Raw genomic sequence first — 16,505 nt, forward strand, 5'->3', positions numbered from 1 at the left:
TTTTGGATTAATCTTCTACTGCGTCTAATTCTACTTTCAGATTTTCTATAATAAATTCCTGTCTACTCGGTGTATTCTTACCCATATAAAAAGACAATAACTCTTCTATAGACTTTTCTTTATCTAGCATCACAGGATCTAAACGAATATCATCTCCAATAAAATGAACAAATTCATCCGGAGATATTTCTCCCAATCCCTTAAATCGAGTAATCTCTGGCTTCCCAGATAATTTTTCAATTGCATCTTTCTTTTCCTGTTCTGAGTAACAATAAATAGTTTCTTTTTTATTTCGTACTCTAAATAAAGGGGTCTGTAATATATATAGATGTCCTTCTTTAATGACCTCTGGAAAAAACTGAAGGAAAAATGTAATCAATAACAAACGTATGTGCATTCCATCTACATCGGCATCAGTTGCTATTACGATGTTATTATATCTAAGATCCTCTAGGGACTCCTCTATATTCAATGCAGCTTGCAGTAGATTAAATTCTTCGTTCTCATACACAATCTTTTTAGACATGTTGTAGCTGTTTAGTGGTTTTCCACGTAAACTAAATACAGCTTGTGTATTTACATCCCTAGATTTTGTTATCGATCCACTTGCAGAATCTCCCTCCGTAATAAACAAAGTACTCTCTAAGTTTCTATCTTTTTTACTATCTGTAAGGTGAATTCTACAATCTCTCAATTTTTTATTGTGCAAACTGGCCTTTTTTGCTCTTTCTCTAGCCAACTTACGAATACCGGATAAATCTTTTCTTTCTCGTTCTGCCTGCAGTATCTTCCGTTGTAATGCTTCAGCTGTATCAGAATTTTTATGCAAAAAATTATCTAGCTTCGTTTTTACAAAATCATTTATATATGTTCTTACGGTTGGAAAATCACCCCCCATTTCGGTGGAACCTAATTTGGTTTTTGTCTGACTTTCAAAAACCGGTTCCATTACCTTTAAACTAATCGCAGCAACGATAGATTTACGGATATCACTAGCTTCGTAATTTTTGCCATAAAACTCTCTTACGGTTTTTACTACAGCTTCTCTAAATGCAGCTTGATGAGTTCCCCCTTGTGTAGTATGTTGTCCATTAACAAAAGAATGATACTCTTCGCTGTACTGAGTTTTACTATGTGTAATGGCAATCTCTATATCCTCACCCAGTAAATGAATAATTGGATATAAACGATCCTCTTGATTGATATTATCTGAAAGTAAATCTTTTAATCCGTTTTCAGAAAAATATTTTTCTCCATTAAAAATTATGGTTAATCCAGGATTTAGATACACATAATTTTTAAGCATTTTTGTTACGTACTCGGTACGATATTTATAATTCTTGAAAATCGAAGCATCTGGTATAAAAGAAACCTTAGTCCCTTTTCGTCTTGAAGTTTCTTCTAATTTTTCCTGATTCGTTAGGTTTCCTTTTTCAAATTCTGCAGAAGCAGATTTTCCATCTCTTGTAGATTCTACCCTAAAATATGTAGACAAAGCATTTACCGCTTTAGTACCAACTCCATTTAAACCTACCGATTTCTTAAATGCTCTTGAATCATACTTACCTCCTGTATTCATTTTAGAAACTACATCAACTACTTTTCCCAAAGGAATCCCACGACCGTAATCTCTAACAATTACTTTATCTCCTTGTATGGAAATTTCTATGGTTTTACCAGCACCCATGACATATTCATCAATAGAATTATCAAGTACTTCTTTTAGTAAAATATAGATTCCATCATCTGCTGAAGATCCATCACCTAGTTTCCCTATATACATCCCAGGTCGCATACGGATATGCTCTTTCCAATCGAGGGATCGTATATTATCTTCGGTATATTTTGTTTCCTGACTCATAAAATTTTGGGTAGAATGCTTGCTAATATAAGATTTCACTTACGATTTTAAAATACCCAAACTACAAAGTAATTAACAATTCTGAATTAGTTTTTGTTGATTATTTGACAGACAACCAAGTAACTAATAAATACCTTAAAAATCATTAAAATTGAAATACCATTTCAGACCTTATTATACTTTATAGAACATTTTGTATTTATTTATAAATTACCAATCTTTATCCTAATGAAACACATCACAGAAACCAGAAGACTTATACTAAGAGAATTCATTCTTGATGATGCTCAGGATTTCTTCGACCTTAATTCGGATCCAGAAGTGCTAAAATTTACTGGTGATCAAGCATTTGCAAATGTAGAAGATACAATCACATTCCTAAAAAACTATCAAAAACAGCAATATCGTAGCGTTGGTTATGGAAGATGGGCTGTACTATTAAAACCCACGAATCAATTTATCGGATGGTGCGGACTTAAGAAAAATGAAGAAGATCTAGTTGATTTGGGGTTTCGTTTTTACAAAGACCAATGGAATAAGGGATATGCTACAGAAGCGGCTAAAGCGACATTAACCTATGGTTTTCATGAATTACAACTTCATGAGATTATTGGAAGAGCTGCGCATGAAAATAGCGCTTCGATAAGAGTATTGGAAAAAATAGGTATGAAATTTTGGAAAAAAGGAAGCTGTGAAGGAATCATTAATTCATCATATTACAAGATCACGAAATCAGAATTCAATCCATAAATAAGATTAGTCCAAAACATTTCTTATCTACATACCAAAATTGATTAGAAATAAAAAAGGTGACCTTTAAGAAGACCACCTTTTTAGGATATTCAATTTTTCAATTTCATTTCTATTTGATATCAAACCTATCCAAATCCATCACTTTTGTCCAAGCAGACACAAAATCTTGCACAAATTTTTCTTTAGCATCATCAGACGCATAAACTTCTGCAACGGCTCTTAATTCTGTATTAGAACCAAAAATAAGATCCGCTCTAGTTCCTGTAAACTTAACCTGCCCTGTTCTACGATCACTACCTTCGAATAGAGTATCATCAGAAGAAGTTGCTTTCCAGGTATACGTAAAATCAAGTATGTTTTTAAAGAAATCGTTCGTTAACACACCAATATTGTCCGTAAAAATACCGTGATGAGAACCATCATAATTTGCTCCTAAAACTCGTAATCCCCCAACAAGAACTGTCATTTCTGGAATAGAAAGCGTTAGTAGTTGTGCTCTATCTACTAATAAGTCTTCAGCTGAGGATGTTTGATCCTTATGAATATAATTTCTAAAACCATCAGCTTGAGGTTCTAAATAATCAAAAGAACTAATATCTGTTTGTTCTTGCGTTGCGTCTCCTCTACCACTAGTAAAGGGAACTGTTATTTCAAAACCAGCTTCTTTAGCAGCCATTTCTACTCCAATACTACCACCTAAAACAATTAAATCAGCTATAGACACATCTCCAGAAAAAGACTTCTGAATTGTTTCATAAACATCTAACACTTTAGCTAATTCAGCTGGATTATTCGCTTCCCAACTTTTTTGTGGTTCTAAACGAATACGACTACCATTAGCTCCTCCTCTTTTATCAGAATCCCTGTATGTTGATGCAGATGCCCACGCTGTGGTAACTAGTTGTGAAGTTGTTAGTCCAGAATCGATAATACTCTCTTTTAAAGAAGAAATCTCCGATTCATTTAACATCTTCCCTTTCGGAACAACATCTTGCCAAATCAATTCTTCTTTAGGAACTTCTGGTCCTAAATAACGTGAAATCGGCCCCATATCTCTATGCGTTAGTTTATACCATGCTCTAGAAAATGCATCTTCTAAATCTTCGGGATTGTTTCTGAAATGTTTAGAAATCTTTAAAAACTCGGGATCAATTTTTAAAGCCATGTCAGCATCAGTCATCATTAATGCTTGTCTCTTTGAAGGATCCCCAGCCGTTGGTGCTGTTGGAGCTCCTGAATCAGCTTTTGGTGCCCATTGATGAGCTCCAGCAGGGCTTTTAGTTAATTCCCATTCATAATCTAATAATACTTTAAAATAATCATGATCCCATTTATCAGGATTTGGAGTCCATGCACCTTCTAATCCACTGGTAATTGCATCATCTAACACTCCTGATCCGTACGTGTTTTTCCAACCAGTACTCATTTCTTCAATAGCGGCTCCGTGCGGTTCTGCTCCAACATATTGATCAGCATCTGCTGCTCCATGAGCTTTACCAAAAGTATGCCCTCCAGCGGTTAATGCTACAATTTCTTCATCACTCATTGCCATTCGTCTAAAAGTAGTTCTCATATCTTCAGCGGAACCCAAAGGATCTGGAGTACCATCTGGCCCTTCTGGATTTACGTATATTAACCCCATATGAACAGCTCCAAGAGGAGCTTCTAAATTATCTCTACCTTCAGAAAAACGAGCATCGTTACCTAACCATTCCTTTTCAGAACCCCAATAGATGTCTTGTTCTGGTTCCCATACATCAATTCTTCCTCCGCCAAAACCAAAGGTTTTTAGCCCCATAGACTCTATAGCACAGTTACCTGCTAAAATCATTAAATCGGCCCAAGAAATTTTATTTCCATACTTCTTCTTTATTGGCCACAACAGCAAACGTGCTTTGTCCAGATTACCATTATCGGGCCAACTATTCAATGGTGCAAATCTTAATGATCCTGAAGAAGCTCCACCTCGCCCATCTCCAGCTCTGTAGGTTCCTGCACTGTGCCATGCCATACGTATTATTAAACCTCCATAATGACCATAATCTGCTGGCCACCAATCTTGTGACTCAGTCATAAAATCCATCAAGTCTTTCTTTAAAGCATAATAATCCAGACTGTTGAAAGCTTTTGCATAATCGAATTCATCTCCTAATGGATTTGATTTTAAATTATGTTGTCTTAAAACATTTAATTTTAATTCGTTTGGCCACCAATCTCTGTTGGTCGTTCCATGACCCGCAGTATGCTTTTGAGGTCCTCCCATGTATGGACACTTACTAATATCCCCTTGGCTATTTATACCATAGCTTTTCGTGTTATTCATAATATAGAGTTTTAAAGTATACTTCCAAAGTTAGCCATTTACAGTTCTATATTGTATAGATTTTCCATATATTTAAACAACATCACAATCAATAATTCTTATACCTAATTATAAACTTTAAAAACTCTGTTAAAAATTTGCGTAACCAAACGGTTACAATTAAATTTGTAACCATTCAGTTACATTTTAAATGAGAAGAGACGTTTTTCAGGCAATAGCAGATCCCATTAGAAGAAATATCATTTCTATTCTAGCAAATCAAACTTTATCCGTAAATGCTATTGCGGAAAAATTTGATGTAAGTCGCCCTGCCATTTCTAAACATCTAAAAATACTGGAAGAATGCGGTATCATATCCATTTCCAAAAAAGGAAGAGAACGTTACTGCCTTATACAACCACAAAATTTATTACCAGCATTCTTATGGATAGAACAATACAAAAACTTATGGGAGGACAGATTAGACTCTTTTGAAGACTATTTATATAAACTACAATCTAATACCAAAAACAATGAGTGATTTAAACAAACGTACATTATCATTAAAAAGAACTTTTAACGCTCCTATTGAACTTGTCTGGGAAGCATGGACCAATTCTGAACATATTGCTCAATGGTGGGGACCAAAGGGTATGAAAACAAAAGTCATAGAACACAACTTTAAAGTACATGGTACCTGGAAGTACACTATGGAAATGCCAGATGGTAGTGAGTTTATATCTGAAGGTATCTATAAAGAAATTATAACACATGAGAAAATAATTTCTTCTGCTGATTTTAAACCTATGACAGAAGATGTAGAGTTACAAGCACTGTTCGAAAAGGATGGAGAAAAAACAAATTTTACATTTAATGTAGTTCATAAGACAGAAGAATATTGCTTACAACAAGAAAAAATGGGCTTCATGAATGGTTGGGGATCAGTATTTGATAGATTGAAAGTATTTGTAGAAGCTTCTGATAAAGCTTAACTATAACCAATATACCATAACATTTCTACGATAGACTACTAGCAAATCTTGCATACTTTCTATTATAATTCTTTACTAAACTAAAAAAACGATACCTTTAACAAAAAATGCTGGAAAACTAAATACATAATCAAGGTGATTAAATCTATTGATAAAGACGGTGAAGTGATGAAATCTAACGAAAATGATCCAAAACAATACGACACAATAATTATTGGATCTGGTGCTGGTGGTCTAGCATCTGCTATTTGTTTAGCTCGTGCTGGTCAAAAAGTTTTAGTTCTAGAACAACATGATGTTCCTGGTGGATGGTGTCATAGTTTTTATCTTAATGGATATAGGTTTACGCCTGGCGTACACTATGTAGGATTATTAAACAAAGGTGAATCCACAAGTGATTTATATGGGGGATTAGGTATAGCAAACGATGTCTCTTTCTTTAGAATGAATCCCGAAGCTTATGAACATTGTTGGATCGGGAAGCATCGTATTGATATGCCCGCAGGTTATGATAATATAAAAGAAGTATTATCCGAACAGTTTCCAGAAGAACGAAAGGGAATTGCTTCTTATCTAAAGTTAGTAAGCGATGTGAGCTACGAACTACAACTAATCCCTAAAGTAAAAGGATTCTGGCAACATATCACTATTCCTTTTAGGACAAAAAACATGGGTAAATATAGTGTTTTTAGTTTACGCAAAGTAATTAATAAACACATCAAAAACCCTCTATTAAAGGCGGTGCTTAATATACAAATCGGCGATCATGGTTTACCACCGTCGAGAGCTAGCTTTCCGTTACACGCTGCTGTAATGGGGCATTATTCTAGTGGAGGCTACTATCCTGTTGGTGGTGGTGGTGCATTGGTAAAAGCAATGACTAAAGCTTTAAAAAAGCATCATGGTAACATCCAAACAAGTAAAAAGGTTTCTAAAATTTTATTAGAAGGCAATAGGAAAAAAAGAGCTATTGGAGTACAATTAGAAAGTGGAGAAAAAATATTCGCAAAACAAGTAATTTCTAATGCTGATCCACAAAAGACATTTATAGACTTGATCGGAAAGGAAAATATTAGTAAAAAACTAAATAAACGTCTTGGTAAAACTAAGTATTCCTGTACTTCACTAATGTTATTTCTAACCGTTGATATGGATGTTCGTAAAGCTGGTTTAGACTCCGGGAATATCTGGTTAATGCAGCATGAAGATTTAGATACTTTATTTGAGGATACACAAAAAAGAAACATATTAGAAGGTGATACTTTCCCAGGTATGTTTATCAGTTGCACTACATTAAAAGATCCTATTAGTTTTGATGGACGCTATCATACTATTGAGGCTATTACCTATATCAATCACGAATCATTTAACGAGTTCAAAAATGAAGATCGTAGACGATCTGAAGCGTATCTGAATTTTAAAGCTCAACTAACAGAAAAGATGATTCGCACTTTAGAAACGGTAATTCCTGGAGTACGAGAAAAGATCGTACAGAAAGAATTAGGAACTCCTATTACGAATGAATACTATATAAACTCTACCAATGGTTGTGTTTACGGAACGGAAAAGAGCTTTTGGCAAATAGGCCCATTTTCTTATAAAGCTAAAAGCGAAATAGAAAATTTATATTTATGTGGTGCGAGTGTTTTATCACATGGAGTAGCTGGAGCTGGGTACTCTGGTGTTGAAACTGCCGCAAAAATATTAAAATGCAGACAAGATGATCTTTTGGTCCCTGATGAATCACAGGAAATAAAAATATATGAAGCCGAAGACGATTCTCAATATCCAGAATGGATGCTAAAAAAGATAAAAGTGAAGCGAGATCGCTTGGCAGCTGGTGTTGATGGCTTTTCTTAGCATACTAGCAAATAGAAAAGAAAAAAGCGGGTCTTATTATTGACCCGCTTTTTTATTATCCTTTTAACCAAGCTTCTCTAAGCTTTAATTGTTTTTCTGTTGGGTTTTCAAGACTACTTAATGCTTTTCCTTTGGTATATGACTTTGTTAATTTTGTCTTTATTAAAATTTCCTCGCCTCCTCTATCCAATTTTACTTCTACATCATCACCCACTTTCCATTGTAGTGTATTTTGCAATACAGAATTAGCATTTATTAATGTTAAGGCAGTTCCGTTTACCTCTTTTATAACATCAAACGGTTTCACTCCATTTGTAGCCCAGAAACTATTTTCTGCGACATCCTCTGTAAAAAATATAGTCCCTTTATCCTGATCTCCACCGACAATAATATTATTACCATTTCTTACATAATCCGTCTCGATATCCTTAACTCCCATAGAAAGTCCTACTTTCTCAAAAAACTCATTATAGTTAATAGGAGTTTTTCCTATAACATGGGTGGTTAAAAACTTTTCTATAGACGGATAAGTCATCGCTACTATTTCATCAATAATTTTATCATCTTCAAACGGTTTATTTTTACCATACTTTAAAGAAAGTTCTTTCATAAGAGATAAGATCCCACGATTTCCGTCACTTTCTTCACGCATGAGAATATCAATGCACATTCCTATTAAAGCTCCTTTTTCATATACATTCGCATAGTTCTTAGCATAAGGCTCATTCAATATGTTTTCACTCATTTCAGTAAAACTCATAGCATCATCAAACAAACTTGCAGAATCTATTTTACCCATCATTTTCGTGTAAAACTCCTCTTCAGAAACAAGATCTTGATTTACCTGAAAAACACTTGCAAAATATTCTGTGACTCCTTCATACATCCATAAGTGCTTAGAAAAAGTAGGATTGTTGTAATCAAAATAATGAACATCTTCGGAATGCACACTTAAGGGAGTTACGATATGAAAAAACTCATGAGACACCACATCAATCATAGCAGATGCCAAAGCATCTTCAGGAATAGCCTCTGGTAACACTACTACGGTAGAAGTATGGTGCTCTAACGCTCCAAAACCTGTAGGAGCAGATTGAGATTGTGAAGCTAAATACAAATAGATATCATACCTAGGTGTACTATCAATATCTCCCAAATATTTCTTTTGGGCTTCCATCATTTTAAAAACAGTTTCCTTTATGCCTGCTGCCGAGTATGTTTTATTTGGAGAATATACACTTAAAACAATTTTAATCCCTCCTACTTCAAATTCTTCTACATCTAATTTACCATACATCATTGGATTGTCTGTAACTTCAAAATACCGAGACGCAAAATACTTATCTGTAGTAATAGATCCGTCTTCACTTTTTTCTGTACCTACATTCGGTAATGCAGAAGTCCTTTGCATATCGGACGGAGCTTTTACTTCTATAGCATATTGATTATTCTTCAATACATCAAAGTAACCGATAAACCCGTGTAAATTCAATACAAAATTATCAGATTCTATATTAGTACCTGATGGCGAGAAAGGAGTACCAACACCTGTGTTTTCAATATCATAGGTATCGTTTACCAAATACACAATTTTATCTAATTGTGTAGCATTAGCAATTTGCCAAGTATTATCATCAATCTTATTAGTTGATAATTCCGCTCCATTATAATCTAAAGCTCTGAAATTATCGATAAACTTTCCAAAATCACTAACAGCATATGTTCCCTGCACTACTTTAGGTAAAAAATAGTTTATTGTATCTTGCGTAAAGCGACCTGGATTAATAGTCATTGGAACTTTATCATCGGTAACTTCGGTAAGATCAACTTTCGCAACTATAGGTGTTTTAGAAGCTACATCTTTCGATGTATTCATAGAACCACATCCTACTAACAATAAACTGGTAGAGACCGCAACTAGTACTTTTTTCATGTATTTTAAATATTTATTATGGTAAACGCCAAAAATAATGAGGTGTTACAACTTTGATCTTGCAAAATATATAATTTGTATAGACTTTAACCTATTTTTGATCATTATTTACTTACAAATTTTGCATTTGGACATTTTTATCAATACACATCGTATAAGGCTTTCTTGCAATCCAGAAACTTTAGACACTTCCAAACCAACCATAATATTCTTACACGATTCATTAGGATGTATAGAACTATGGAGAGATTTTCCTGAAAAAATCAAAAAAAGAACTGATTATAATGTACTCTCTTATGATCGTCAGGGATATGGCAAGTCAGATCCGTTTTCAGAAAATAAAAGAGACCAAGACTATTTAAAAAAAGAAGCTGATACTTTAATACAACTTATTGATCATTTAAAACTCAATAAAATAATTCTATTTGGTCATAGTGATGGAGGAAGCATTGCTTTATTAGCTGCATCATTATATCCAGATAAAATATCTGGTATTATCACCGAAGGCGCTCATGTATTTGTAGAAAAAGAAACGTTAGATGGAATAAGAGAAGCTAAACTTGCTTACGATACCACAAACCTTAGAGAAAAACTAACCAAATATCACGATTCAAACACAGATGCGGTCTTTAGTATGTGGACAGAAACTTGGCTCTCTCCTACCTTCGCTAACTGGAATATAGAAGACTACTTAAAACATATCACCTGTCCTTCTCTTATAATTCAAGGAGAAAAAGATGAATATGGAACTTTAGATCAGGTAACGAGTATCATTACAAAAACGCAAGGAATATCAACATCTCATATCATTCCCAATATAGGTCATACACCACATAAAGAAGCACCAAACATGGTTATTGAAAAAACGGTTGACTTTGTCCTAAATTTATAAATTCGGGGCAGAAATAGTCTAGAATTATTCATAGTTATACATGTTTCCCCAATTAAAATTTTATTTTTGATTGTATCATACAAACATCGTAAACTTATGAAATTCATCAAATCATTTTTAATGGTGCTGTTTATTGGTTCAGTACTTCATGCCCAAGAAAATTTAGAATACCAAAAACCAGTAAAAGAGATTTTAGATTTAGTGGATGTACCACTTGCTCCTTCTATTCGTATAGATGAAAAAGGAGAACAACTAATTTTCTTGTATCGTGATGGATATAAAACCATCGCCGAGCTATCAGAAAAAGAAATGAGGTTAGCTGGATTACGAATTAATCCGAAAACTAATATTTCTAGTCGAGCCAACTATTCCAATAATATTAAATTAAAGAGAATAGATGGAGAACCTATACAAGTTAGCGGTCTTCCTAAAAATCTAAGATTATCAAACCTTTCTTGGTCTCCAGACTATACAAAAGTCGCTTTTACACATACAACTTTAGATGGTGTAGAATTATGGTTAGTAGATATTAAAACTAATAAAGCAACGAAATTAACGGATGCAACCCTTAATGCTAATATGGGATCTCCATTTAGGTGGTTTAAAGACAATTCTGCTTTACTGGTTAAATTTTTATCTAAAAATAAAAAAGCATTAATTAATGTAGATGAAGCGATTCCAACAGGACCTACAATCTCTGTTAGTGAAGGAACGAAAGCTCAAAACAGAACATATCAGGATTTATTAAAAAATCCAAATGACGAGTATAATTTTGAGCAATTGGCCACTTCAGAAATATTTAAGGTAAACCTTGATGGGACCAAAACGTCTTGGTCTACAATTGGTATGATAAGAAATTTCTCGTTTTCGCCAGATGGTAATTACGTAATGGTTACTCAAATAGAAAAACCTTTTTCTTATTTAGTGCCTTATTATCGTTTTCCTCAAAAAACAACAATTTATAAAAGCTCTGGTGAGCCTTTTAAGATAATTAATGAGGTTCCTATTGACGAAGTAAGACCAAAGGGCTTTATGGCTACTCGAATGGGAAAAAGATCCATGAGTTGGAGAGCAGACAAACCAGCTACACTTGTTTGGGCAGAAGCCTTGGATAAAGGAGATCCTGAGGTTAAAGTAGCCTTTAGAGATGAAGTTTTTGAACAAGACGCTCCTTTTGAAGGAAAACCAAAATCTATTTTAAAGACGATCAATCGTTACAGTGGAATACAATGGAGTAATGATAAAAATATTGCTTTCGCCTATGACTATTGGTGGAATACAAGAAATACGAAAACCTATGTTTTTGATCCTAACAAACCATCGGTAAAACCTCAAATTATTCATGACAGAAACTATCAGGACAGGTATAATGATCCAGGAAACTTTGTAACCTCTAGAAATAAATTTGGTCGGTCTGTAATAGATATTACAAAAGGAAATGTATATCTAATGGGAGATGGCTTTAGTAAAGAAGGACAATTTCCTTTCATTGATAAGTTAAACTTAAAAAGCAACGACACAGAGAGAGTTTATAAATCAACCTACACTGATAAGGTAGAGAATATTTATTTCGCTACTAATCTAGATAAAGGAGATTTTCTTGTAGGCATAGAATCCCCAAGTGAGTACCCTAACTTTTATATCAGAAATATAAATTCTAAAGATAAATTAAAACAAATCACCAACTTTGCAAATCCTTTTGCTGCGTTACAAGGTGTACATAAAGAAGTAATTAAATACAAAAGAGATGATGGATTAGAGTTATCAGGAACCTTATATCTTCCATTGGGATATGATAAAACTAAAAAGGAAAAGTTACCGATGATTCTATGGGCATATCCAGAAGAATTTAAAGACAAAAAAAGTGCATCTCAATCTACTTCCAATCCTAATGAATTCACCTATCCATTTTGGGGTTCTATGATATATTGGGTTACAAGAGGTTATGTAGTATTAGATGATGCTTCTTTCCCAATTGTGGGAGAAGGCGATGAAGAACCTAATGATTCCTTTAGAAAACAATTAGTAGCTAATGCGAAAGCTGCTATAGATGCTGTAGATGATTTAGGACTTATCGACAGAAACCGTGTTGCTGTAGGAGGACATTCTTATGGTGCGTTTATGACTGCTAATCTATTATCACATTCCAATCTCTTTGCAGCAGGTATCGCCAGAAGTGGAGCATACAATAGAACTCTTACTCCTTTTGGATTCCAAAGTGAAGAAAGAAGCTATTGGGAAGCACCAGAAGTATATTATACCATGTCTCCTTTTATGCATGCTGATAAAATGAAGACTCCTTTACTATTAATACACGGAAAAGCTGATAACAATTCTGGAACATATCCGCTACAAAGCGAACGATACTTTAATGCTTTAAAAGGTTTAGGTGCTACCGCCAGATTGATTATGCTTCCTAAAGAAAGTCATGGATATAGAGCTAAAGAATCTATCCTACATCTTCTATGGGAACAAGATCAATGGTTGGAGAAATATGTAAAAAACAGAAAAGAAAAAGTTTCTGAAGGAACTAATTAATACAAAAGTAAAACGCCAGAAATACATCTGGCGTTTTTTTTTACTCTTACCGTTGGTGTTTTTTTAAGGCAGTAAATTTTTAACAATAATATCTCTTAAATCATTTTTATTAAGAGGTTTATTAATTAAATCATTCATACCTATTTCTAAACAGTCATCTTTTACTTCTCCTAATTCTGCAGCAGTAAGTGCGATGATAGGAGTTTTCTGATCAAATTCTCGTATTCGTTTGGTAGCCTCAGAACCATTTAAGTAAGGCATATTTAAATCCATAAGTATTAAATCAAAATCTTCTTTCTTTACCATTTGAATGGCATTAAAGCCATTTTCTACAATGACACAATCATATCCAATAAGACTTAATAAGTTTTTAGTAACTATTTGATTAATCTTATTATCTTCTGCAACCAATATTCTACGGTACACTTTGGCTTTTCCATTGTTCATTTCATTGTTAGCAAGCTCCTCTCCTTCTTCTAAAATTTCCAGAGTAAGATCAAAATAAAACTTTGTACCTCTTCCTTCATTGCTTTCTAGATGTACGCTACTATCCATCATTTCCAAAAGGTTTTTTACAATAGATAGCCCAAGTCCAGTACCTTCTACATTATTAGATTCCCGATCTACCTGTGAAAATTTCTCAAAAACAAAGTCCTTTTTATCATCTGGAATACCCACACCGTTATCTTCTACTTCATATCTGATATGAATCGAGTTTTCTTTCTTACTTAATAAAATAATACGTAACCAAATCTTCCCATTTTCAGTAAATTTCGAGGCATTACCAATGAGGTTTATTAAAATCTCTGATAACCTCAAAGAATCTACATTTAAGGACTCTGGAAGTTCGTTAGGTACTTCTAAAATAAGTTCATTACCTTTACTTTTTGCTTGATATTCAAATGAATTGAGTAGGTTTTGTGATAGTTTGAAAAGATTGGTAGGTGTCTTAGCTAATTTTACTTTATTAGATTCTATTTTACTTATTTGAAGTACGTTGTTAATTAGATTTAGAAGATAATCTCCAGAAAACTTTAAAGAACCTAATAACTTTTTATGCCTATCTAAAACATCTTTATCTTCTAATAATAATGAGGTGATACCAACCACACCGTATAATGGTGTTCTTAACTCATGACTTACTGTAGAAATAAACTGTGATTTTACTTGAGTAAGTTTTTCTGCCTCTGCCTTAGCTTCTATAAGTTGTACATTTTTATCTTTTAATACATCACTTAAATTTTTCTTAGACCTATAACTAACGTAAAAGAAAAATGCAGTCCCAAATAAAAAGATCAATCCAATAACAGCAATAATATTAAGAGTTCTATTGTTCTTAGCAAGTTGAGATTGATATTCTTTCTCTGTTTTCGCTATTTGTAATTCTCTTTCATATTCATCTACATTAAAACTTACTCTTGCGATTTCTATTTGTTTAAGTTTTTCTTTATTGTAAACTTTATCTCTATATTCTTGAAACCGTTTGATATCTTCATAGGCTTTACCTAATTCACCTTTTTTAGCATACATCTCTGCTCTAGCTTCATATATATAGGATTCTTCCAATAGCATATTATGCCTTTCTGCTATATTGAGTGCTTCTTGGAAAAATTTTTCCGACTTTTCAAAGTCATTCTGACTTAAAGCTAACCTACCTTTAAGATAATATACTTCACAATACCCTTCGATATCACGATTTTCCACTACTAATTTATTGGCTTCTTCGATATAAGGAATAGCTTTTTCAAATTCTTTAGCATCCACATAAGTCCAAGCTAAATTAATGATGGGAGTCATATACTCCTCAGGTTTATTTAATCGCTTACCTAAATCAGTGGCTTTATCATAATACACCAACGATGCTTCTAAATCTTTATAGCCATCTGAAAAAACATTTCCCAATCCATTATTATTCCATAGAATCAACAATGAATCACCTGCTTTTTCGGCGTAATGCAATGACTTTCTATAATATTCTTCAGCATTTTTATAATCCACAATTATTTGATAATTGTAAGCCATAAGATAGTAGGCTTCAGATTTATAGTGATCATTATTTAATTCATGAGCATAATTAGCAGCTTTTATCGCGTACTCGAGCGATTCTTTGACTTTATACTCAAAAGTTAAATTATTGGATGTGTCTATTAGAAATTGTAAACTATCATTAACAGGAAATTTCGATTCTTCCTGACAATACGAGAACCATGGAATAGTCCATAAAAGGATAAAAAATAATGACTTTCCCCTCAAAATTAGTTAGTTTTTGATAAATGATTGCTTCTCCACATATTCCCGATGCACTTAAAGAAACGATCGTTCTTCTTTGTTAATTTACTAAAAAAAGAATAAAGTTTAGTGATTTTGTGCTGTTAAGATTAAAAATAAATTCATAACGACTAGGAGCTTTTTGCTTTTTTTGTTGTAAAATAAATTCCAAAAATTACAATTGCAGCACCTAAAATCTGTAATATAGAAAGGTTCTCATCCAATATAAAAAATGCAAGTAAAATTGTAGAAACAGGACCTAAACTTCCTATAATAGCAACATTCGATGCTCCTAAGCGACTAATTGCCGCCGAAATAAGATATGAAGGCACAACGGTAGCAAAAAATGCCATGAAAATACCTAAAACATATACTTCTCCTGGATAACTGGTAACATCTCCCCTATCAAAAAGCAGGTATTGGGTTATAATACAAAATGATGAAACAATCATTGCGTATGAAGTAAAAACTACAACACCAAATTTAGGTATCAACCAACCACTTCCAACAAGATATGTAGCATATGTTAATGCACTTAAAAAAATAAGAAAAACCCCTAAATGAATATTAGGAGTATCCAATTGAAGTTCCTGCCAGAATGTAATGATAACTCCAACATAAGTAATTCCAATAGCTACCAATTGTCTTTTAGAAATTTTCTGTTTTAGAAAAATTCTTGATATCAACAATACTAATGTTGGATATATAAATAAAATAATACGCTCTAAACCCGCTTTGATATATTGTAATCCTAAAAAGTCAAAATAACTCGCTAAATAATAGCCTACAAAACCAAAAAATAAAATCCATATATAATCTGACTTTTTTATTTTCTCTGGATTATTGGTTTTTGAGAATACAGCTATTGCTAAATAAATAGGCAAAGAAAAAGACATTCTAAACAATAATAGATGTTCTGAACTAATCTGATATTTATACGCCATTTTTACCATTACCGCTTTTGCGGAAAAAAGTACTACTCCAATTACTGCTAGGATGATACCAATAGAAACTTGTTGAGATTTTTGCATGGTGCAATATTAGAATCAATAGTTTTTAAATTCTGAAAGTGATTCATAGAATTACGATGTCCAACAAAAAACCTC

At 33.3% G+C, this 16,505-nt stretch carries 11 protein-coding genes; 6 read left to right on the plus strand and 5 right to left on the minus strand.

From position 1 onward, the window contains the following. Positions 1-7: 7 nt before the first annotated feature. Positions 8-1,861 carry a DNA topoisomerase IV subunit B gene (locus tag Q1A73_RS04245; RefSeq protein ID WP_299602017.1) on the minus strand — a complete coding sequence of 618 codons (1,854 nt, stop codon included), beginning with the start codon at positions 1,859-1,861 and terminating at the stop codon, positions 8-10. Positions 1,862-2,089: 228 nt separating this feature from the next. On the opposite strand from Q1A73_RS04245, the gene Q1A73_RS04250 reads away from it, so the two are divergent. After that, complete coding sequence (locus Q1A73_RS04250) at positions 2,090-2,611, plus strand: GNAT family N-acetyltransferase (protein ID WP_299602019.1); 522 nt, start codon at positions 2,090-2,092, stop codon at positions 2,609-2,611. A 112-nt stretch (positions 2,612-2,723) separates the two neighbouring features. On the opposite strand, the gene katG is transcribed toward Q1A73_RS04250, so the two are convergent. Next, the gene (gene katG, locus Q1A73_RS04255) at positions 2,724-4,937 is read right to left on the minus strand and encodes a catalase/peroxidase HPI (protein WP_299602022.1); all 2,214 of its coding nucleotides are present in this window, start codon (positions 4,935-4,937) and stop codon (positions 2,724-2,726) included. 190 nt (positions 4,938-5,127) lie between these two features. Between katG and Q1A73_RS04260 the strand changes: the two genes are divergently transcribed. The 3 genes from Q1A73_RS04260 to Q1A73_RS04270 all read left to right on the plus strand — a co-directional run bounded on the left by Q1A73_RS04260 (position 5,128) and on the right by Q1A73_RS04270 (position 7,768). Next, positions 5,128-5,457: a metalloregulator ArsR/SmtB family transcription factor gene (locus Q1A73_RS04260; protein WP_299602025.1), complete on the plus strand. Its 330-nt coding sequence runs from the start codon at positions 5,128-5,130 to the stop codon at positions 5,455-5,457. Beyond that, entirely contained in the window at positions 5,450-5,908 is a 459-nt protein-coding gene (locus Q1A73_RS04265; protein WP_299602028.1) for an SRPBCC domain-containing protein, read from the plus strand. Before Q1A73_RS04260 ends, Q1A73_RS04265 begins: the two co-directional genes overlap by 8 nt. Positions 5,909-6,043: 135 nt before the next feature. Beyond that, positions 6,044-7,768 (plus strand): NAD(P)/FAD-dependent oxidoreductase, encoded by a 1,725-nt coding sequence (locus tag Q1A73_RS04270; protein WP_299602031.1) that lies wholly within the window; start codon positions 6,044-6,046, stop codon positions 7,766-7,768. A gap of 55 nt (positions 7,769-7,823) precedes the next feature. Here Q1A73_RS04270 and Q1A73_RS04275 read toward each other — a convergent pair whose 3' ends face one another. Continuing rightward, positions 7,824-9,701 (minus strand): peptidase M61, encoded by a 1,878-nt coding sequence (locus Q1A73_RS04275; RefSeq protein ID WP_299602033.1) that lies wholly within the window; start codon positions 9,699-9,701, stop codon positions 7,824-7,826. A 127-nt stretch (positions 9,702-9,828) separates the two neighbouring features. On the opposite strand from Q1A73_RS04275, the gene Q1A73_RS04280 reads away from it, so the two are divergent. After that, complete coding sequence (locus Q1A73_RS04280) at positions 9,829-10,593, plus strand: alpha/beta hydrolase (protein ID WP_299602034.1); 765 nt, start codon at positions 9,829-9,831, stop codon at positions 10,591-10,593. Between the two features lie 96 nt (positions 10,594-10,689). After that, a complete protein-coding gene (locus Q1A73_RS04285; RefSeq protein WP_299602037.1) occupies positions 10,690-13,131 on the plus strand; it encodes a prolyl oligopeptidase family serine peptidase in 2,442 nt (813 codons plus the stop codon). A gap of 63 nt (positions 13,132-13,194) precedes the next feature. Here Q1A73_RS04285 and Q1A73_RS04290 read toward each other — a convergent pair whose 3' ends face one another. Then, positions 13,195-15,384 carry a response regulator gene (locus Q1A73_RS04290; RefSeq protein WP_299602040.1) on the minus strand — a complete coding sequence of 730 codons (2,190 nt, stop codon included), beginning with the start codon at positions 15,382-15,384 and terminating at the stop codon, positions 13,195-13,197. A gap of 146 nt (positions 15,385-15,530) precedes the next feature. Further along, the gene (locus tag Q1A73_RS04295) at positions 15,531-16,430 is read right to left on the minus strand and encodes a DMT family transporter (protein WP_299602043.1); all 900 of its coding nucleotides are present in this window, start codon (positions 16,428-16,430) and stop codon (positions 15,531-15,533) included. Positions 16,431-16,505 lie beyond the last annotated feature (75 nt).

Origin of the sequence: uncultured Aquimarina sp., assembly GCF_947492115.1 — a bacterium.
In the GTDB taxonomy this organism is placed as follows: Bacteria; Bacteroidota; Bacteroidia; order Flavobacteriales; family Flavobacteriaceae; genus Aquimarina.

Coding starts and splice junctions, on each gene's coding strand:
- Q1A73_RS04245 (WP_299602017.1), bottom strand. CDS start 1,861: ATGAGTCAGGAAACAAAATATACCGAAGATAATATACGATCCCTCGAT.
- Q1A73_RS04250 (WP_299602019.1), top strand. CDS start 2,090: ATGAAACACATCACAGAAACCAGAAGACTTATACTAAGAGAATTCATT.
- katG (WP_299602022.1), bottom strand. CDS start 4,937: ATGAATAACACGAAAAGCTATGGTATAAATAGCCAAGGGGATATTAGT.
- Q1A73_RS04260 (WP_299602025.1), top strand. CDS start 5,128: ATGAGAAGAGACGTTTTTCAGGCAATAGCAGATCCCATTAGAAGAAAT.
- Q1A73_RS04265 (WP_299602028.1), top strand. CDS start 5,450: ATGAGTGATTTAAACAAACGTACATTATCATTAAAAAGAACTTTTAAC.
- Q1A73_RS04275 (WP_299602033.1), bottom strand. CDS start 9,701: ATGAAAAAAGTACTAGTTGCGGTCTCTACCAGTTTATTGTTAGTAGGA.
- Q1A73_RS04285 (WP_299602037.1), top strand. CDS start 10,690: ATGAAATTCATCAAATCATTTTTAATGGTGCTGTTTATTGGTTCAGTA.
- Q1A73_RS04295 (WP_299602043.1), bottom strand. CDS start 16,430: ATGCAAAAATCTCAACAAGTTTCTATTGGTATCATCCTAGCAGTAATT.